This is a genomic window from Kluyvera sp. CRP, from assembly GCF_019930565.1.
Lineage (GTDB): Bacteria > Pseudomonadota > Gammaproteobacteria > Enterobacterales > Enterobacteriaceae > Kluyvera > Kluyvera georgiana_A.
The window spans coordinates 1,207,237-1,221,682 of sequence record NZ_CP082841.1; the positions used below are offsets into that span (position 1 = coordinate 1,207,237).

General features: G+C 53.2%; 15 protein-coding genes. 5 read left to right on the forward strand and 10 right to left on the reverse strand.

What is annotated here, in order from left to right; genetic code table 11:
• Positions 1-4: 4 nt before the first annotated feature.
• Entirely contained in the window at positions 5-1,339 is a 1,335-nt protein-coding gene (locus tag K7B04_RS05585) for a carbohydrate porin (protein ID WP_223803648.1), read from the reverse strand.
• Between the two features lie 246 nt (positions 1,340-1,585).
• The gene (locus tag K7B04_RS05590) at positions 1,586-2,845 is read right to left on the reverse strand and encodes a PTS transporter subunit EIIC (RefSeq protein WP_223804127.1); all 1,260 of its coding nucleotides are present in this window, start codon (positions 2,843-2,845) and stop codon (positions 1,586-1,588) included.
• 176 nt (positions 2,846-3,021) lie between these two features.
• Here K7B04_RS05590 and K7B04_RS05595 point away from each other — a divergent pair, with 176 nt between their 5' ends.
• From K7B04_RS05595 to K7B04_RS05610, 4 genes are all read left to right on the forward strand, one after another.
• A complete protein-coding gene (locus tag K7B04_RS05595) occupies positions 3,022-3,336 on the forward strand; it encodes a PTS sugar transporter subunit IIB (protein WP_167574723.1) in 315 nt (104 codons plus the stop codon).
• A 10-nt stretch (positions 3,337-3,346) separates the two neighbouring features.
• Entirely contained in the window at positions 3,347-4,672 is a 1,326-nt protein-coding gene (locus K7B04_RS05600; RefSeq protein WP_223803649.1) for a PTS sugar transporter subunit IIC, read from the forward strand.
• Between the two features lie 22 nt (positions 4,673-4,694).
• Entirely contained in the window at positions 4,695-5,000 is a 306-nt protein-coding gene (gene chbA / locus K7B04_RS05605) for a PTS N,N'-diacetylchitobiose transporter subunit IIA (RefSeq protein ID WP_064540875.1), read from the forward strand.
• A 96-nt stretch (positions 5,001-5,096) separates the two neighbouring features.
• Positions 5,097-6,059, forward strand: a complete 963-nt coding sequence (locus K7B04_RS05610) for a LacI family DNA-binding transcriptional regulator (RefSeq protein ID WP_167574725.1) — start codon at positions 5,097-5,099, stop codon at positions 6,057-6,059.
• Positions 6,060-6,160: 101 nt separating this feature from the next.
• Here the strand turns inward: K7B04_RS05610 and K7B04_RS05615 are convergent, their stop codons facing one another.
• Positions 6,161-6,418: a hypothetical protein gene (locus K7B04_RS05615; RefSeq protein ID WP_223803650.1), complete on the reverse strand. Its 258-nt coding sequence runs from the start codon at positions 6,416-6,418 to the stop codon at positions 6,161-6,163.
• Between the two features lie 167 nt (positions 6,419-6,585).
• On the opposite strand from K7B04_RS05615, the gene K7B04_RS05620 reads away from it, so the two are divergent.
• The gene (locus K7B04_RS05620) at positions 6,586-7,575 is read left to right on the forward strand and encodes a hypothetical protein (protein ID WP_167574727.1); all 990 of its coding nucleotides are present in this window, start codon (positions 6,586-6,588) and stop codon (positions 7,573-7,575) included.
• A 55-nt stretch (positions 7,576-7,630) separates the two neighbouring features.
• Here K7B04_RS05620 and K7B04_RS05625 read toward each other — a convergent pair whose 3' ends face one another.
• Genes K7B04_RS05625 through K7B04_RS05655 form a run of 7 tightly spaced genes read right to left on the reverse strand, consistent with a single transcriptional unit; the run spans position 7,631 to position 13,929 of the window.
• A complete protein-coding gene (locus tag K7B04_RS05625) occupies positions 7,631-9,727 on the reverse strand; it encodes a flagellar biosynthesis protein FlhA (RefSeq protein ID WP_223803651.1) in 2,097 nt (698 codons plus the stop codon).
• Positions 9,714-10,847: a flagellar biosynthesis protein FlhB gene (flhB, locus tag K7B04_RS05630; protein ID WP_167574729.1), complete on the reverse strand. Its 1,134-nt coding sequence runs from the start codon at positions 10,845-10,847 to the stop codon at positions 9,714-9,716. Before flhB ends, K7B04_RS05625 begins: the two co-directional genes overlap by 14 nt.
• Positions 10,847-11,620, reverse strand: coding sequence for a flagellar biosynthetic protein FliR (gene fliR, locus K7B04_RS05635; protein WP_223803652.1), 774 nt, complete (start codon positions 11,618-11,620; stop codon positions 10,847-10,849). Before fliR ends, flhB begins: the two co-directional genes overlap by 1 nt.
• A 6-nt stretch (positions 11,621-11,626) precedes the next feature.
• Complete coding sequence (gene fliQ, locus K7B04_RS05640) at positions 11,627-11,899, reverse strand: flagellar biosynthesis protein FliQ (RefSeq protein ID WP_275957284.1); 273 nt, start codon at positions 11,897-11,899, stop codon at positions 11,627-11,629.
• A gap of 2 nt (positions 11,900-11,901) precedes the next feature.
• Positions 11,902-12,657, reverse strand: coding sequence for a flagellar type III secretion system pore protein FliP (gene fliP, locus K7B04_RS05645; protein WP_223803653.1), 756 nt, complete (start codon positions 12,655-12,657; stop codon positions 11,902-11,904).
• On the reverse strand, positions 12,654-13,052 hold the full coding sequence (gene fliN / locus K7B04_RS05650) for a flagellar motor switch protein FliN (RefSeq protein ID WP_167574733.1): 399 nt from the start codon (positions 13,050-13,052) through the stop codon (positions 12,654-12,656). Before fliN ends, fliP begins: the two co-directional genes overlap by 4 nt.
• On the reverse strand, positions 13,045-13,929 hold the full coding sequence (locus K7B04_RS05655) for a flagellar motor switch protein FliM (protein WP_223803654.1): 885 nt from the start codon (positions 13,927-13,929) through the stop codon (positions 13,045-13,047). Before K7B04_RS05655 ends, fliN begins: the two co-directional genes overlap by 8 nt.
• Positions 13,930-14,446 lie beyond the last annotated feature (517 nt).

A 14,446-nucleotide genomic window follows, 5' to 3' on the forward strand; every position in this document is an offset into this window, starting at 1 on the left:
CTCCTTAGAACCAGACTTCTGCCTGTACGCCAAAGTTGACCGTATCGGTGTCACCGCTGCGGCTGTAGCCACCGGCGTCGATGGTGTTGGTGCCCCAGTTGTAGTTGCCGTCGAGGGCATCAGAGACGCCTTTATCCCATTTGGCGTAAGTGACGAAGAAGCGCAGTTGCGGGCGGCTCCAGAAGCCAGAGTCGAAGGTCAGCGTCGGTGCTACGGTGACTTTCGTCAGCCCGCCCTTGCCTTTGCCATTAACCCCTTTGTAGTTATCGTCATCGAGGTATTCGTAGCCCAGCTCATACTGCATGGCGAAGTTTTTGGTGATCTGATGATAAGGACGGATACCCGCAACCCAGCTGGTGCGGCCCCAGCCCTTATCGTCGCTGCTCCACCAACGGTAGTTTTTGTCTTTCTGGAAGTAGGCGAAGGTCGAAATGTCGATATCGCCCATTGAGGCCATGCTGTCGAGCACGATGCGCCAGGACTGAGTATCCTCAAGGTTTGCCCAGCCCCAGCCGTTTTTACCCAGCGAATCGCCAGCCGCAAGGCCGCGGCCATACTGCATGACCAGTTTGGAATAGCCGCCCGTCAGGCCCCAAAAGCCGTCAAAATTATATACACCGGTCACACCGTAGCCTTTCTCTGCGGAGGTGGGGTGGTTTTCGTTGCGGTTCATGCGATGGCCGATCAGTTCCAGATCCAGCCCGGTACCGGCGATCTTTTTCAACCACAGGTTAAGCGAGTAGTCATCCGGGTAGCCCTGATCGCCTTTGTCGACCGGATAGGCTTTGGTTTCATCAGTGGGGGAGAAGGCGTAAACCCCTGCGTCAAAGCGGGCGAAGCCCAGATCCATGTTATCGAAGCCACCGCCGGTGCCGTTGTACTGAATGTACTCCCAGTCAAACTGGTGGCTGGAGGTGTTGGAACTGCTGTAACGCTTACCGCCCCAGAAGGTCATCTCTGGGGCAAAGTCGAGATTGGTGAGTTCGGCGTAGGCCTCGCGGAACTGTACGTCGTGCCCGTCATCATCTTGACAGTTCCAGTCCGAGGTACATTTGCTTTGGTGGGTGATGTTGGCCTGAACTTTCGCCACAGCGCCGGAATCGGATTTCAGTGTGACGGTAGGAATAAGCTCGATTTTGGTGTCTTCTTCGTTGCCCAGGCGCCATTTACCGTCTGGCATCAACCCGACGGAATCTACGCGGTTGCCGTCCGAGTTCGCCAGGATCCCTGAGCGCATGTAGCCATGGAGCTGGAAGTCATATTTTTCGGCGTGGGCCAGGCCGCTTGTGGCAGCGCTGATAAGTATAGCCAGAGGTATCAATCGGTTAAGTTGTTTCATCTTTCACTTTTCCCTTTTATTTTTTGTACGCAATAGCGCTTTTGTTAATGCGATGGGAAATTTACGGATCAAAAATGGAAAAGTACATCCATATACGGAAAGCGCTTTCCATAATTGCCGGATCAAATCACAGATCCGGAGATTGTTCACTTGAAAGCGTGATGTAGATCGACTTTTTATTCGAAGGAGATAAAAAAACCAGCGCCGGTATGGCGCTGGCAAGAAAAAAACTGTGAAGGGAATCGATTAGCGGGCTTCAGATTCCGCTAATTGCCGCTCGTAGACTTTGAAGAATGGGCGATAGATCATCCAGGCATTGAAGAAGGCGAACAGGCACATGAACATGTTTTTCCAGCTTCCGTTTGCCGTCCATGCAGCACCCAGTGGCGCAGGCATAGACCAGGGGAGCATCGCCACGGCGCGGTCAAGCACGCCGAGGTGTGTGAGATACCATGCAATGCAGGCGTTAATCATGGGAACGGCAATAAAAGGTATTAAGAATAATGGGTTAAGTATAATTGGGAAACCAAAGAGTATCGGTTCGTTGATGTTAAAGAGTGAGGGGATCAGGCCAATTTTGCCCACACTTTTTAGCTGCCGGGACCGGCTACGCAGCGCCATAAAAACCAACGGGAGCGTAGAACCAATCCCTCCGATCAGCAGGTAGAAATCCCAGAATCCTTGCAGGTAAATATGGGGCAGTGGCGTGATGTTGTTTGCTAATGCCTGCTGATTTTCAAAGAGATAGGTCATCCAGAATGGATTCATGATGCCGGTAATAATCAGCGCGCCATGAATGCCAATAAACCAAAGCAAATTGCAGATAAGCAGGGATATCAGTAAGGCCGTTAGCGTATCGGAAGCAATGATAAGCGGCCGCAGCGCTTCGCTGATTAATTCAGGCAGGATCATCCCGGTGTGTAGCTTCAATCCGGCATTGACGACCGTTATCGAAAGCATAATCACCAGCAGCGGCGCCAGCAGCTGAAAGCCGTTACGGGTCATGATCGGTACTTCGTCGGGTAGACGAATACACCAGCCTTTTCGGTAAAAAATTCGGATGATTTCAACAGAATAAAAGCTTGAAACTAAAGCACTAAATATCCCCATCCCGCCAAGGAAAAGATTGCTTCCTCCGTTTTCCTTGAAGCCAATAAACACCAGAAAGGCCAGGCACCCCGTCAGCCCGGAAAGACGTTCGGGTAGCTGATACTGCTTACCTAAGCTGGCGCTGGCGCCGAAGGAGATGATCAGTGCGATGAGGCCGATCGTCAGCTCAAAGGTCGGTAGCAGCATAGGGCGAATTGCCTGATACCACGCGCCGTTGATGGTAAACGGCGGAAAAATGAACGGCACCATCAGGCTGCCAACGATGACGAACGGCATGGCCAACGCAAAACTGTCGCGCATGGCGGTGATGTGCTGGCTGCGGGTCAGAAGATTAGCAAAAGGCGTAACGCGCTGCTCAATCAGCGTCACAGCAACATTCATAAACTGAATGTTCATGGCGAACCTTATATCGGACGGAGGAGCCTGGATCATCGCCTACATCCCAACAAAGTGAAAGCCTGCAACCGGTGATCGTGCTCACATTTAACGGATTCACATTCGGAAAGCGCTTTCCGTTTTGTTTCCTCCTGATTATAGTCCGCTCATCGTTACTACTCAGTCAGGAGTGTTCCATGAAGAAAATTATGCTGTGTTGTTCCGCTGGGATGTCCACCAGTCTGCTGGTGAAAAAGATGGTGGAAGAGGCGCAAAAGCGCGGTCTGGAGGTTGATATCAAAGCGTTTGGCGTAGCCGAATTTGAACAGCAGGTGGGCCACTATCAGGTGGTGCTGTTGGGGCCGCAGGTGAAATACATGCAGAAAGATTTGCAGCAGAAAGCCAGTGCTTACGGCATCAAGGTCGAGCCGATCAATATGATGGATTACGGCATGCAAAAAGGCGGCGCGGTGTTGGATTTTGCCCTGTCCTTAATTGATAACAATAACTAAGGGATAAAGCATGAGCTCTCTGTACGCTAAATTAATCAGCGTGATAGAACAGAAAATCACGCCAATGGCTGGAGCAATTGGCCAGCAAAAATACGTTACTTCTATTCGCGACGGTTTTATCCTCGCGCTGCCATTTATGATCGTCGGCTCCTTCATGCTGGTGTTTATCTTTCCACCGTTTTCGCCGGATACCAGTTGGAGCTTTGCGCGAGCATGGCTGCAGTTCTCCCTGGACCACCGCGAAAGCCTGATGCTGCCGTTTAACTTCAGTATGGGCATCATGACGTTGTTTATCTCCGTCGGGGTGGCGGCAAGCCTGGCGCGTCATCATGAACTGGACCCGCTGACGTCCGGCATGCTGTCGCTGATGGGCTTTTTGTTGGTGGCCGCGCCGCTGAAGGATGGGCAGATATCTGTCGCTTACTTCTCCGGTCAGGGTATTTTTACCGCGCTGCTGGTGGCGATTTACACCACCGAGCTGTACGCCTTCCTGCGCCGTCACAACATCACCATTCGTCTGCCACCGGAAGTCCCAACCGGCGTGGCGCGTTCGTTTGAAATCCTGATCCCCGTTCTGGCGGTAGCGCTGACGCTGCATCCGCTGAATCTGCTTATTGAAGCGCAACTGGGGATGATTATTCCGGAAGCGATCATGTCGCTGGTTAAACCGCTGGTTGCAGCATCTGATACGTTGCCAGCCATTTTGCTGTCAGTCATGGTGTGCCAGATTCTGTGGTTTGCCGGGATTCACGGTGCGCTGATTGTGACCGGCATTATGAACCCGTTCTGGATGGCAAACCTGTCGGTTAACCAGGCCGCAATGGCTGCCGGCACTGCGATTCCCCACATCTACGTTCAGGGATTCTGGGACCACTATTTGTTGATTGGCGGGGTGGGTTCCACGCTTCCGCTGGCGATTTTGCTGATGCGCAGCAAGGCGGTACACCTGCGGACGATTGGTCGTATGGGCGTAGTGCCAGGGCTGTTTAATATCAACGAACCGATCCTGTTCGGTGCGCCAATCATTATGAATCCGCTGTTCTTTATTCCGTTTGTGCTGATACCGATGGTCAATGCCACGCTGGCTTACTTTGCCCTCGACTTCGGCCTCGTTTCCCGAGTGGTGTCGATGACGCCATGGACCACGCCAGCGCCTATCGGCGCATCGTGGGCGGCAAACTGGTCATTCAGCCCGATCATTATGTGCCTGATCTGTATGGTGACTGCCGCCGTCATGTACTACCCGTTCCTGAAGGCGTACGAGAAACAGCTGCTGTCGCAGGAAACCGGCGACGCCGGGGCCGAAAGCCGCGTTGGGCAATCTGAGACCGCGTAATGTGTTGTATTGAGAGGATGTTATGGATTTAGAAGAACAAGTGATGGGGATTATTATCAACGCCGGTCAATCGCGTAGCCTGTGCTACGAAGCGTTGAACAGCGCCAAAACCGGCGATTTCGCCGACGCCGATGAGAAGATGGAGCAGGCGCAGCATTATGCGCGTGAAGCACATCGGGTGCAGACTCAGCTGATTGAAGCCGATGAAGGCGAAGGGAAGACCAAAATGACGCTGGTGATGGTGCACGCCCAGGATCATCTAATGACCTCAATCCTTGCGAAAGAGCTGGTGGGTGAGTTGATTGAGCTTTATCGCACTCGCCACTAATCCCCATACTCCCCGGCGCCTGGGCGGCGGGGAGTTGGCGAATACCTGTACGTATTTATGTTACTATAGGGAGAAAACCGTAATACAGACGACACCATGCCTACTATTGATGATGTTTCAAAGTTAGCCAACGTTTCCCGTGCCACCGTTTCGCGCGTGTTGACGGGGACGCGTGGCGTTCGTGAAGAGAGCCGTGAGGCCGTATTACGTGCGGTAGAAGAGCTAAACTACCGCCCAAGCTTTGCGGCGCAGAATCTGGCGAGCAACACCTCCAGCTACGTCGGTATGGTGCTGCCCGCGTATGAAGCGGAGTTTAGCGCGACGCTATTACCGCAGCTGTCGCAGGCGGTTAAATCGCTGAATAAATCGCTAATGATTCAGTACGTCAACGACGCTGCTGAACAGCAGGCTGCGGTAGAAAGCCTGCAACATCAGTGTGTTGCCGTGGTAACGTTGGGCCGTAACAGCGGTGATGTGGCCAGCAATGTCATCGCATTTGATGAGTTCTCCGCAAAAGGCAGCGCCAGCCAGGGCTATAACTACGCGTTTGCCACCGAAAGCGCCTGTCGCTACGTGCTGGGCAAAGGGCACCGTAATATTGCGCTGTTGTTAGACAATGAAAACGACGTTGCCAGTAAGCAGATGCTCGACGGCTACCGTAGCGTGCTGCAAAATTTCTCCCTGCCGTTTAATCGGCAATTGCTGGTGATGGCCAATAATAATATTGAACAGGCGCTGCTGACGCTGATCAATAGCTTCACGAAATACACGGCGATCATCGCCAAGCGTGATTGCTACGCCGCTGAAGCGATGCGCCTGTTGCGTGAATTCAATATTGCGATCCCGCAGGAAGTGTCGCTGGTTAGCCTGGAAGACTCTCCGCTGGCATCGCTGGTCTATCCGCCGCTGACCTGCATTTCCTATCCCGTCGAACAACTGTTGGATCATTGCGTGCAGCGTATTCGCGCGTTAATTGATGGCCATTCCCTGTTTATGCCCGAAGGGCGTGTATTCACCGGGCGTCTGGTGGCACGGTCCTCGGTTGCCGATATTAGTTAATATGATCGATACGCGGTGAAGGGCTTATTTTCACCGCGTAAAGAATATTGAGTTACAGAAATAAAGCTAAAATATCTAATAAGTGAAACGTTAGTTAAATATTAGTTCTCCATCAGTTCCGTTACATCATATTCAATTAATGCCCATGCTACCGATTTACCCTGGTAATAGGGCATAACATCGCCTCTACGTAGGCTGACGACGGCGGAAAGCGTGGGGGCGGAAAGTTTCCAGTTGCCTGCTTGTGGAGAGTACTGGCCGCTGTGACGCAGGATACCCAGCGGTTTGCGTTCGGTGTTTTCCGTTGAAGAGTAAGAAGAAAGTACCGAGAGCGTGTAATTACTACTGTCTATCTTCATAACGTGATAATCCAAAAAAGAACACACGTAATAAACAAGCGACAGCTTATTGCTACAACTTAAGCATGGATTAATTATTTGAACGGTGAATAATTCATGCTGTTTTATTGCAATAAAAGTTTGTTTTCGCCAGAATAAGCGCTCTCTCTGGTTAAAAAGTATCCTAAATGATTAAGCGCCTGATTAATTTACTCATTCTTATTACGGCATGTTCCGCCTCCAGCGCTTTTGCGGTGAACTGCCAGCGCGCCTCAACGCCGCTGGAAAATACCATCTGTAATAACGATAACCTGAGCTGGCTGGATAACACGATGTCGAGCGTTTACCGCGCGATGCTGGTGTATCGTGATGCGCGTCAGGTGCATCAGGAGTATGAGGCCTGGGAGAAATCTCTGGAAAGCTGTGCATCGGACAGCTGTATTGAGCGCGCTTACTATTCCGGGATCAGCAAAATTGCCGAAGCGCAGCCGGGCTTTGCATGGGAAGGCCGTTGGTGGAACACCAGCGCGGCGAATATGAGCGGCGGGGTGATCCAATTCAGCCACAGCGCGGACTGGTCAATTACCGCCGATATTCGTATCTGGGCCGGACAGAATAAGGATGAGTTTACCGCTGAAGCCCGCAAGATTAACGGCATGGTGCTGATCGACGATATGGTCGACAGCAAAAAGTGCAAAGTATTGTTTATCCCGCGTAAAAGCGGGGCGATTCAGGCCTACAGCAATGCCGACTGGGGCTGCCGCCTGTCAATGCCTAACGGCGCGTTTATCGATGGGCGCTACCTGAAGTCAGAGCAGGATCCGCGGCCAAAGGCGACGCTGCTTTCGCTGGAGATTTTCACCGATCCTAAAATGGATGAACGCTTCCGCACGTTGGTTGGCGACGACTATCAAAAGTTCGTCGATACAGCGAATATCTATATCTATCATGAAGATATAGATAATATCGGCGCTACAGCAGTGTCGATGTGGGTGCGCGGTGCGGCCAATACCCGTACGGCTATTATCATGTACACGGCCAGCAATATTTGGGCGGCGCGGGTTGAGCCGGATGATAAAGGGAAGCTGGCGTTCTCGTACTTCAGCACCCAGGGTAACAATCTGGCCAAAATGCCGCGCACGATAGCGGAATGGAAGCTGCGCTACCTCGATCAGTAAGTTTCGGCCCGTTCCCTCTCCCGTGAAAAGGGAGAGGGGCATCTCAGGCGGCAGGTTACGCCAGCGTTCCCACCACGTTCAGGTCGGCGTCGTCCGGCACTTCATTGTACGACAGCACGTGCAGCCCGCTGGCAAACAGGCGGCCATAACGTGAAATCACCGGGCGCAACTGCGGCGTGACCAAAAGCAGCGGCGGCAAACTCTTCGCTTTCATCTGCTCGTAAATCATCGGCATCGTATTTTGCAGCTGGGTCAGAATGTTCGGGTCAACCGGGAAGCTGTCCAGCGCCACCTTGCCGGCCTGCTGTGCCTGATTCAGCGCCCCGAGCAGCATATTCTCCAGCTGATTATCCATGGTGTAGGCTGCCAGCTGCGGGCGATCGCCGTTAATGTTATGCACGATGGCGCGGCGCAGGGCGTAGCGTACATCCGCGGTGAGCAGCACCGGATCTTTGGTCACCGCCGCGCTTTCGAGCAGCGTTGAAGCGATGGTGACGATATCTTTCAGCGACACCTGTTCCAGCAACAGCTGGCGATAAATGCGCAGCAGCTGGCTGTAGTTGAGCGCGGCGTTTAAATCCTCCGCCAGTTTCGGCGCCTGCTGCGCCAGACGGGCGTGCAGATGGGTGATATCATCGTAGTTAAACAGCTCCGGCAGATGCTCGCGGGCGACTTTGTTGACGTGCGTCGCCACCACGCTGGCGCAGTCGACGACCTGATAGCCGAGGTTCAAAGCTTTGGCTTTCTGTTCCGGGTCAATCCACACGATCGCCATGCCGTAGGCCGGGTCGGTATCCAGCACGCCGTCGATTTCGCCGTACAGTTCGGTGCCGGGTATGGCCATCAGCTTCTCGGCGTTCACTTCGCCCAGCGCGGTGCGGATGCCGTTGATGTGAATCGCGTACTGCGCGGGCTTGAGGCGGAAGTTCTCTCGAATGCGAATTTCCGGCAGCAGCACGCCGCATAGTTCAGAGATCACCTGCCGCACCCCACGCACGCGGAGCGACAGCGGGCTGCCTTTCGCTTCGTCCACCATGGTGACCAGCTTGTAGCCAAGGTTCAGGCCAATCGGCTCGACCAGCGGAATGCTGTCCCAGGTAATCGCCGGGTTGGTATCGGGGGCCAACGCTTCACTGATGGCCTCCATGTCCGTCTCTTGCGGTGCGGGCTGCACCACCTTGCTCTGCCGCCAGGCGGCGAACACCAGCAGGGCGGTAAAGCTCAGGAAGGCGATGTGCGGCATACCCGGCACAACGGCCAGAATGAACATCACGAATGCCGCGGTGTACAGCACCTTTGGCTTGGAGAGCAGCTGTGTTTTGATTTCGTCGCTGACGTCGTTACCTTCGCTGACGCGGGTCACGATGATCGCCGCGGCGGTCGCCAGCAGCAGGGACGGAATCTGGGCGACCAGACCGTCACCGATGGTCAGCAGAACGTACTGACGGAACGCATGGCTGGCATCAAGATCGTATTTGAAGATACCGATACAGATACCGCCGATCACGTTGATGATCAGTACCATAATCCCGGCAACGGCATCGCCGCGGACAAACTTGGACGCCCCGTCCATCGCGCCATAGAAGTCGGCTTCTTTCGCCACTTCCTGACGGCGGCTTCGCGCCTGCTGCTGGTTGATAAGCCCGGCATTCAGGTCGGCGTCGATCGCCATCTGTTTACCCGGCAGCGCATCCAGCGTAAAGCGTGCGGAAACCTCGGAGATACGCTCGGCACCCTTGGTGACCACCACAAAGTTGATGATCATCAGGATGATGAACACCACGAAGCCGACGACGAAGTCACCGCCAATCACCACCTGGCCAAAGGCTTCAATCACCTTACCGGCTGCGCCTTCCCCCTGATGGCCATTCAGCAACACCACGCGGGTCGACGCCACGTTCAGCGTCAGACGCATCAACGTGGTGATTAACAACAGCGTTGGGAAGATGGCAAAGTCCAGCGGACGCTGCATATTCACCGCGACCAGCAGTACGATGACCGCCAGCACAATGTTGAATGTAAACAGGATATCCAGCATCAGCGGTGACAGCGGTAGGATGACCATCGCCAGTACGCAGAGAAGCAGGATAGGCACGGCAATCTGCGCCTTGCGGAGCATGCCGAACATGTTTTGCATCTTACTGTTCGCCATTGGCTTTTAATACCTCTTGAGGAATGTCTATGTGCCTGTTCAGGCGGGGTTTTTGCTCAGCACGACCTTCGCGCCAGGACTTCAGCTGCATCACATAGGTCAGCACGTGAGCGATGGCGCGGAACAGCTGCGCCGGAATCTGTTGGTTAACGCGAGTGGTGTAGTACACCGCGCGCGCCAGCGGTGGAAACTCCACCACTTCAACCTTATGAGTGGCACCCACTTCACGTATCCACAGCGCCACGTCGTCAATGCCTTTGGCGACGATGTACGGCGCTTCCGCTTTCTGCGGGTCGTATTTCAGCGCCACGGCGTAGTGGGTTGGGTTAGTGATAATCACGTCCGCTTCGGGCACGGTGCGCGAGATTTGCCCCATCGCCATCTGGCGCTGCAGCTGGCGGATGCGGCCTTTGATCTGCGGGTTACCGTCGTTGTTTTTGTACTCTTCCTTCACTTCCTGCTTGGTCATGCGCATCTTTTTGGTGAACATGAATTTGCTCAACGGCACATCAAGCAGGGCAAAAATCACGATAACGGCGATGAAATAGCTGACAACGTGATGAAAAATGCCAAAACCCTGACCGATGGCCTGATACAGATACAGCCGCTGGAGATGCAGCAGGCTATCCATCTGGTCATGCACCATGGTGTAGACAACGGCGAGTATCGTCGCGCATTTCAGCATCATCTTGCCCACTTCCGTGTAGTGGCTGGCGGAAAACATACGTTTAACGCCGCTGATGGGGCTGAGCTTTTTAAAATCGGGTTTGAGCTTCGACGGGGTAAAAATCCAGCCGCCCGGCACCAGGCTGGCGATGATGCAGGCCAGTGGGATGGGGATCAGCGTGGCGATAAAACGCAGCAGCACCCACAGATTCAGCAGCAGAAACTGGTTGAGGACGTTCGGGTTATCGAGGTCCTTCGCCATGGTGCCGACGGCGGCAAACGACTCGCCGATCAACAACCGGTAGTACGGCAGGAAGGTCGCCAGGGTGAAGAACGAGGCCAGCAGGCCTACCGCCATGGTTAAATCTTTTGAACGGGGAATATCCCCTTTTTGCCGCGCCTTGCGCAGCTTCCCGGCTGTGGGTTTTTCGCTTTTATCTCCGCTGGAGGCCATTACTGCACCCTTATGGCGTCGAGTTTCGCCAGAATTTCGTTAGTCAGGTTGAGATAGTGGTCAGGAATGTTGGTGACCAGCATCGAAATACACAGCAGGCCAAACAGCATGCTGATGGGGAAGCCAAGCGAAAACAGGTTTAGCGTCGGCGAAACGCGGTTGAGCAGGCCGAAGCCGCCCTGCACAATCAGCATGACGAAGGTTGTCGGAAGCGCAATCAGCGTCGCCGAGGCCATAATCCAGCCCAACCCCTGAGCAATAAGCATCAGCGTCGGCTGGTTGATGGCCTGACCGATGGGCCAGTAGCTAAAGCCTTTAAACAGGATGGTCACCAGCAGCAAATGGCCGTCCATAATGAAAAACAGCAGGGCGCAGAAAACGTAGATAATCTGCGAAATTACCGTGGTAGAGCTGCCGTTAACCGGGTCGTTCATCATCGCCATCCCCAGCCCCATATTCATCGACAGAATATGCCCCGCCGTTTGTAGCGCGACAAACACCAGCTGCAGCGCCATGGCGAAGAAGAATCCCCACAGCAGCTGTTCGCCAATCAGCAGGATGGCGCGCAGTGAAACCAGTTCGTGAAGCACCACGTTGTTGGGCAGCATCGGGGTGATGATGATGGTCAACGCCAGCGCGGTGCCGATTTTGATGCGCCGTGAGAAGACGCGGTTATCGATCACCGGAGCGAACTGTAAAAAGGCGAGGATGCGAAAGAAGGGCAGCACCAGGGCCATGATTGGCGTCCACAGCGCCTGAATATCGATTCCCATAATGGTTTAACCCACCAGCGCCGCCGCCTGATGGAAAATCTGGACGGTAAAATCGACCAGCTGCGTCAGCATCCACTTCCCGGCGAAAATCAGTACCCCGAGCGTGACGACCAGACGCGGCAGGAAGCTGAGGGTCTGTTCGTTAATCTGGGTGGTGGCCTGGAAAATACTCACGCACAGGCCGACCAGCAGGCTGGGGACAATCGCCACGGCGGAAATCAGCAGGACGAGGTGAATGCCGGAGGCCATGATGTCACCGGTGGTGTCCATGTTCATCATCGCTACAGTCCTTGCACGCTGGCGGTTAGAGTGCCGACAATCAGCGTCCAGCCGTCGCACAGCACGAACAGCATGAGCTTAAACGGCAGCGAGACGATCAGCGGCGACAGCATCATCATCCCCATTGCCATCAGAATACTGGCGACAATCAGGTCGATGACCAGGAATGGGATGTAAATCATAAAGCCTATCTGGAAGGCGGTTTTCAGCTCGCTCAGCAGATACGCCGGGGTGACGATGGTCAGATCCTGCTCGCGGGCGTCGCCTTCAATGCCGGCGATGGTCATGATTTGCGCCATCGCTTTATTGTTGGTCTGCGCCAGCATGTATTTTTTCAGCGGCGCTTCAGCATTCACCAGCGCCTGCTTGAGGGTGATCTGGTCGTTCTGGAAGGGCTCAATCGCGTCGTTATACACGGTGGTCCATACCGGTCGCATCACCAGCAGAGTGAGCGCCAGCGCGATGCCGGTGAGGATTTTGTTTGGCGGACTCTGCTGTAACCCAAGCGCCTGGCGCAGAATCGCCAGCACGATGATAAAGCGGGTAAAGCAGGTCATCATCAGCACCATGATCGGCAGCAGGCCGAGCAGGGTCATCAGGATCAGAATTTCAATTTTGACGTTGTAATCCTGACCCGCGCCGTTAGGGGTCGTGCTAAAGAGCGTGATGTCGCCGTTCGCCGCCAGAACGGGCTGGGCGAACAGCAAACCAATGAGTAGCAGCAGCGGGACGCAGCCACGGTAAAACGCGCGGTTCATCGGGTCAGCTCACCCAGTTCTTTGGCATTAAATTCGATGATGCGCAGGCCATATTTATCATTAAGCACCACGACTTCGGCCTTGCCGAACGCGATACCATTGACCTTAATATCCAGCGGTTCACCCGCCATTTTGTCCAGCTCAATCACCGAGTCGCAGTTCACAGCCATCAGTTCAGCCAGCGAGATGTTCACCGAGGACACTTCCAGCGTCAGGGTCACCGGAATGCGGCTGAACAGCGCCATGCGGCGCACGTCGGTCAGTGGCGCATTACGCGTCTCCGGCTGTAAATCGAGGCGGATATTCCCCTCAATGGTTTCATCATGGGTCATGTCGCTGAGGTTCAGGTCGTCCAGATCCAGAGACTGGCTCAGCTCTTGTTGTAAATCACTCATAAGGCTTCTCGGTTGTCTTGTCGTGGATATCGCATAAGAAAAGCTTGCTGCGATCTTCGGCAATAGTGGCTTCAAAAATCTGTTCTTTACCGATAAACACCGGCAAAGGGTCATTGATCGCGATTGGGATGATGTCGCCTGGTTTGATGTCAGCGATTTGCGCGACGGTCAGGTTCAGGCTGGCCAGACGGCCATCCAGCTTCAGCGGCAGACTATCGAACAGGCGTTCGATCTGCGCGGGGCTCAGGCTGACGCTCTTTTCCACGCCGCTGGTGCTGTTATCTGGAGAGCGCAGCGCCGCCAGCATCTGGTCAATGTGTGGATTGTCCAGCAGGATGGTAAAGCTACCGTGGCTGTAACCTTCCAGGGTGAAAGTGATGCACCAGGCCCACTGGTTAATGACCGTGGAATAATCGACTTTAATTTCCAGGTCTTCGCCAAATGTCTCTTTGCAAATAACCAGCGAGGTCAGTTCCTGACCCAGTTTGCTTTTGAGGCGTTCTTCCGTTTTGGTGATCGGGAGTGACTCATCCGGTTCAATATGGCTGCTGTCTTTACTCAGCCCGTAATAATCATGGAGGATGTTTAGTAATAATATACGATCGATCACAAATGCAATATTCCCATAAGGTGTTGAGAATATTTGCGCATTTTTATAATTCTGGTCGATCGCGAAAGTCATTGATTCTAACGCGGCATTAACCCGAAGCTTCTTCAGAAAATAAATACTCAGGCGCGCGTCAAGAATGTCAAAGCTATCGTTCATTACCTTAGGTAGCTTATGCCATGGGCGACCGAGTTTGCTGACATCCAGTTTTACCAGCTCAGGAAGATTATCCTGCTGATGGATTCTGATTCGCTGTGAAGCAGGGTACATGATTATTCCGGTTTGATAACGTGTCCTGGTGAGACAATAAGGCGCCGTTAACGATTATCGATAACGGTCGCGAAAATTTTTCCTGGAAGCATTTGAGTTTTTAAGATGTTGTGACGCTTTAGGTCAACATCGAAGGTTCGTCGTCAGACGATGACTCAACTGCCTTTTATTCAGGGTGCAAATTAGACCTTTCTGAATCATTTATTGCAAGTGGATAGCGGTTATTAATCCATTATTTTTCCGCATGTTGCTTGATTAATAACTTCTGTAAGTGCATGAAAAAAATAGATTAATGTTTTAATATTCATTAAAAATAAGACAATTCCTACACCATGCGTATACTAGGCAGCATATTTTCACGGAAGGATTCTTTCCCCATGAAAATACCGCAGTCTTTAATCTTTATTAACATTATAAAAACGCTTTTAATCTTCTATGTAGCAAGGTGATTGCAGCGCGCGTTTAATAAAGGTTTAGCGCATTATCCTTATTTGTTCTTTTTTACTGGTAATCCAAA

What these genes read in the sequence shown, in the direction of transcription:
- K7B04_RS05585 (WP_223803648.1), bottom strand. Translation starts at nt 1,339, where the DNA reads ATGAAACAACTTAACCGATTGATACCTCTGGCTATACTTATCAGCGCT.
- K7B04_RS05590 (WP_223804127.1), bottom strand. Translation starts at nt 2,845, where the DNA reads ATGAACATTCAGTTTATGAATGTTGCTGTGACGCTGATTGAGCAGCGC.
- K7B04_RS05595 (WP_167574723.1), top strand. Translation starts at nt 3,022, where the DNA reads ATGAAGAAAATTATGCTGTGTTGTTCCGCTGGGATGTCCACCAGTCTG.
- K7B04_RS05600 (WP_223803649.1), top strand. Translation starts at nt 3,347, where the DNA reads ATGAGCTCTCTGTACGCTAAATTAATCAGCGTGATAGAACAGAAAATC.
- chbA (WP_064540875.1), top strand. Translation starts at nt 4,695, where the DNA reads ATGGATTTAGAAGAACAAGTGATGGGGATTATTATCAACGCCGGTCAA.
- K7B04_RS05610 (WP_167574725.1), top strand. Translation starts at nt 5,097, where the DNA reads ATGCCTACTATTGATGATGTTTCAAAGTTAGCCAACGTTTCCCGTGCC.
- K7B04_RS05615 (WP_223803650.1), bottom strand. Translation starts at nt 6,418, where the DNA reads ATGAAGATAGACAGTAGTAATTACACGCTCTCGGTACTTTCTTCTTAC.
- K7B04_RS05620 (WP_167574727.1), top strand. Translation starts at nt 6,586, where the DNA reads ATGATTAAGCGCCTGATTAATTTACTCATTCTTATTACGGCATGTTCC.
- K7B04_RS05625 (WP_223803651.1), bottom strand. Translation starts at nt 9,727, where the DNA reads ATGGCGAACAGTAAGATGCAAAACATGTTCGGCATGCTCCGCAAGGCG.
- flhB (WP_167574729.1), bottom strand. Translation starts at nt 10,847, where the DNA reads ATGGCCTCCAGCGGAGATAAAAGCGAAAAACCCACAGCCGGGAAGCTG.
- fliR (WP_223803652.1), bottom strand. Translation starts at nt 11,620, where the DNA reads ATGGGAATCGATATTCAGGCGCTGTGGACGCCAATCATGGCCCTGGTG.
- fliQ (WP_275957284.1), bottom strand. Translation starts at nt 11,899, where the DNA reads ATGATGAACATGGACACCACCGGTGACATCATGGCCTCCGGCATTCAC.
- fliP (WP_223803653.1), bottom strand. Translation starts at nt 12,657, where the DNA reads ATGAACCGCGCGTTTTACCGTGGCTGCGTCCCGCTGCTGCTACTCATT.
- fliN (WP_167574733.1), bottom strand. Translation starts at nt 13,052, where the DNA reads ATGAGTGATTTACAACAAGAGCTGAGCCAGTCTCTGGATCTGGACGAC.
- K7B04_RS05655 (WP_223803654.1), bottom strand. Translation starts at nt 13,929, where the DNA reads ATGTACCCTGCTTCACAGCGAATCAGAATCCATCAGCAGGATAATCTT.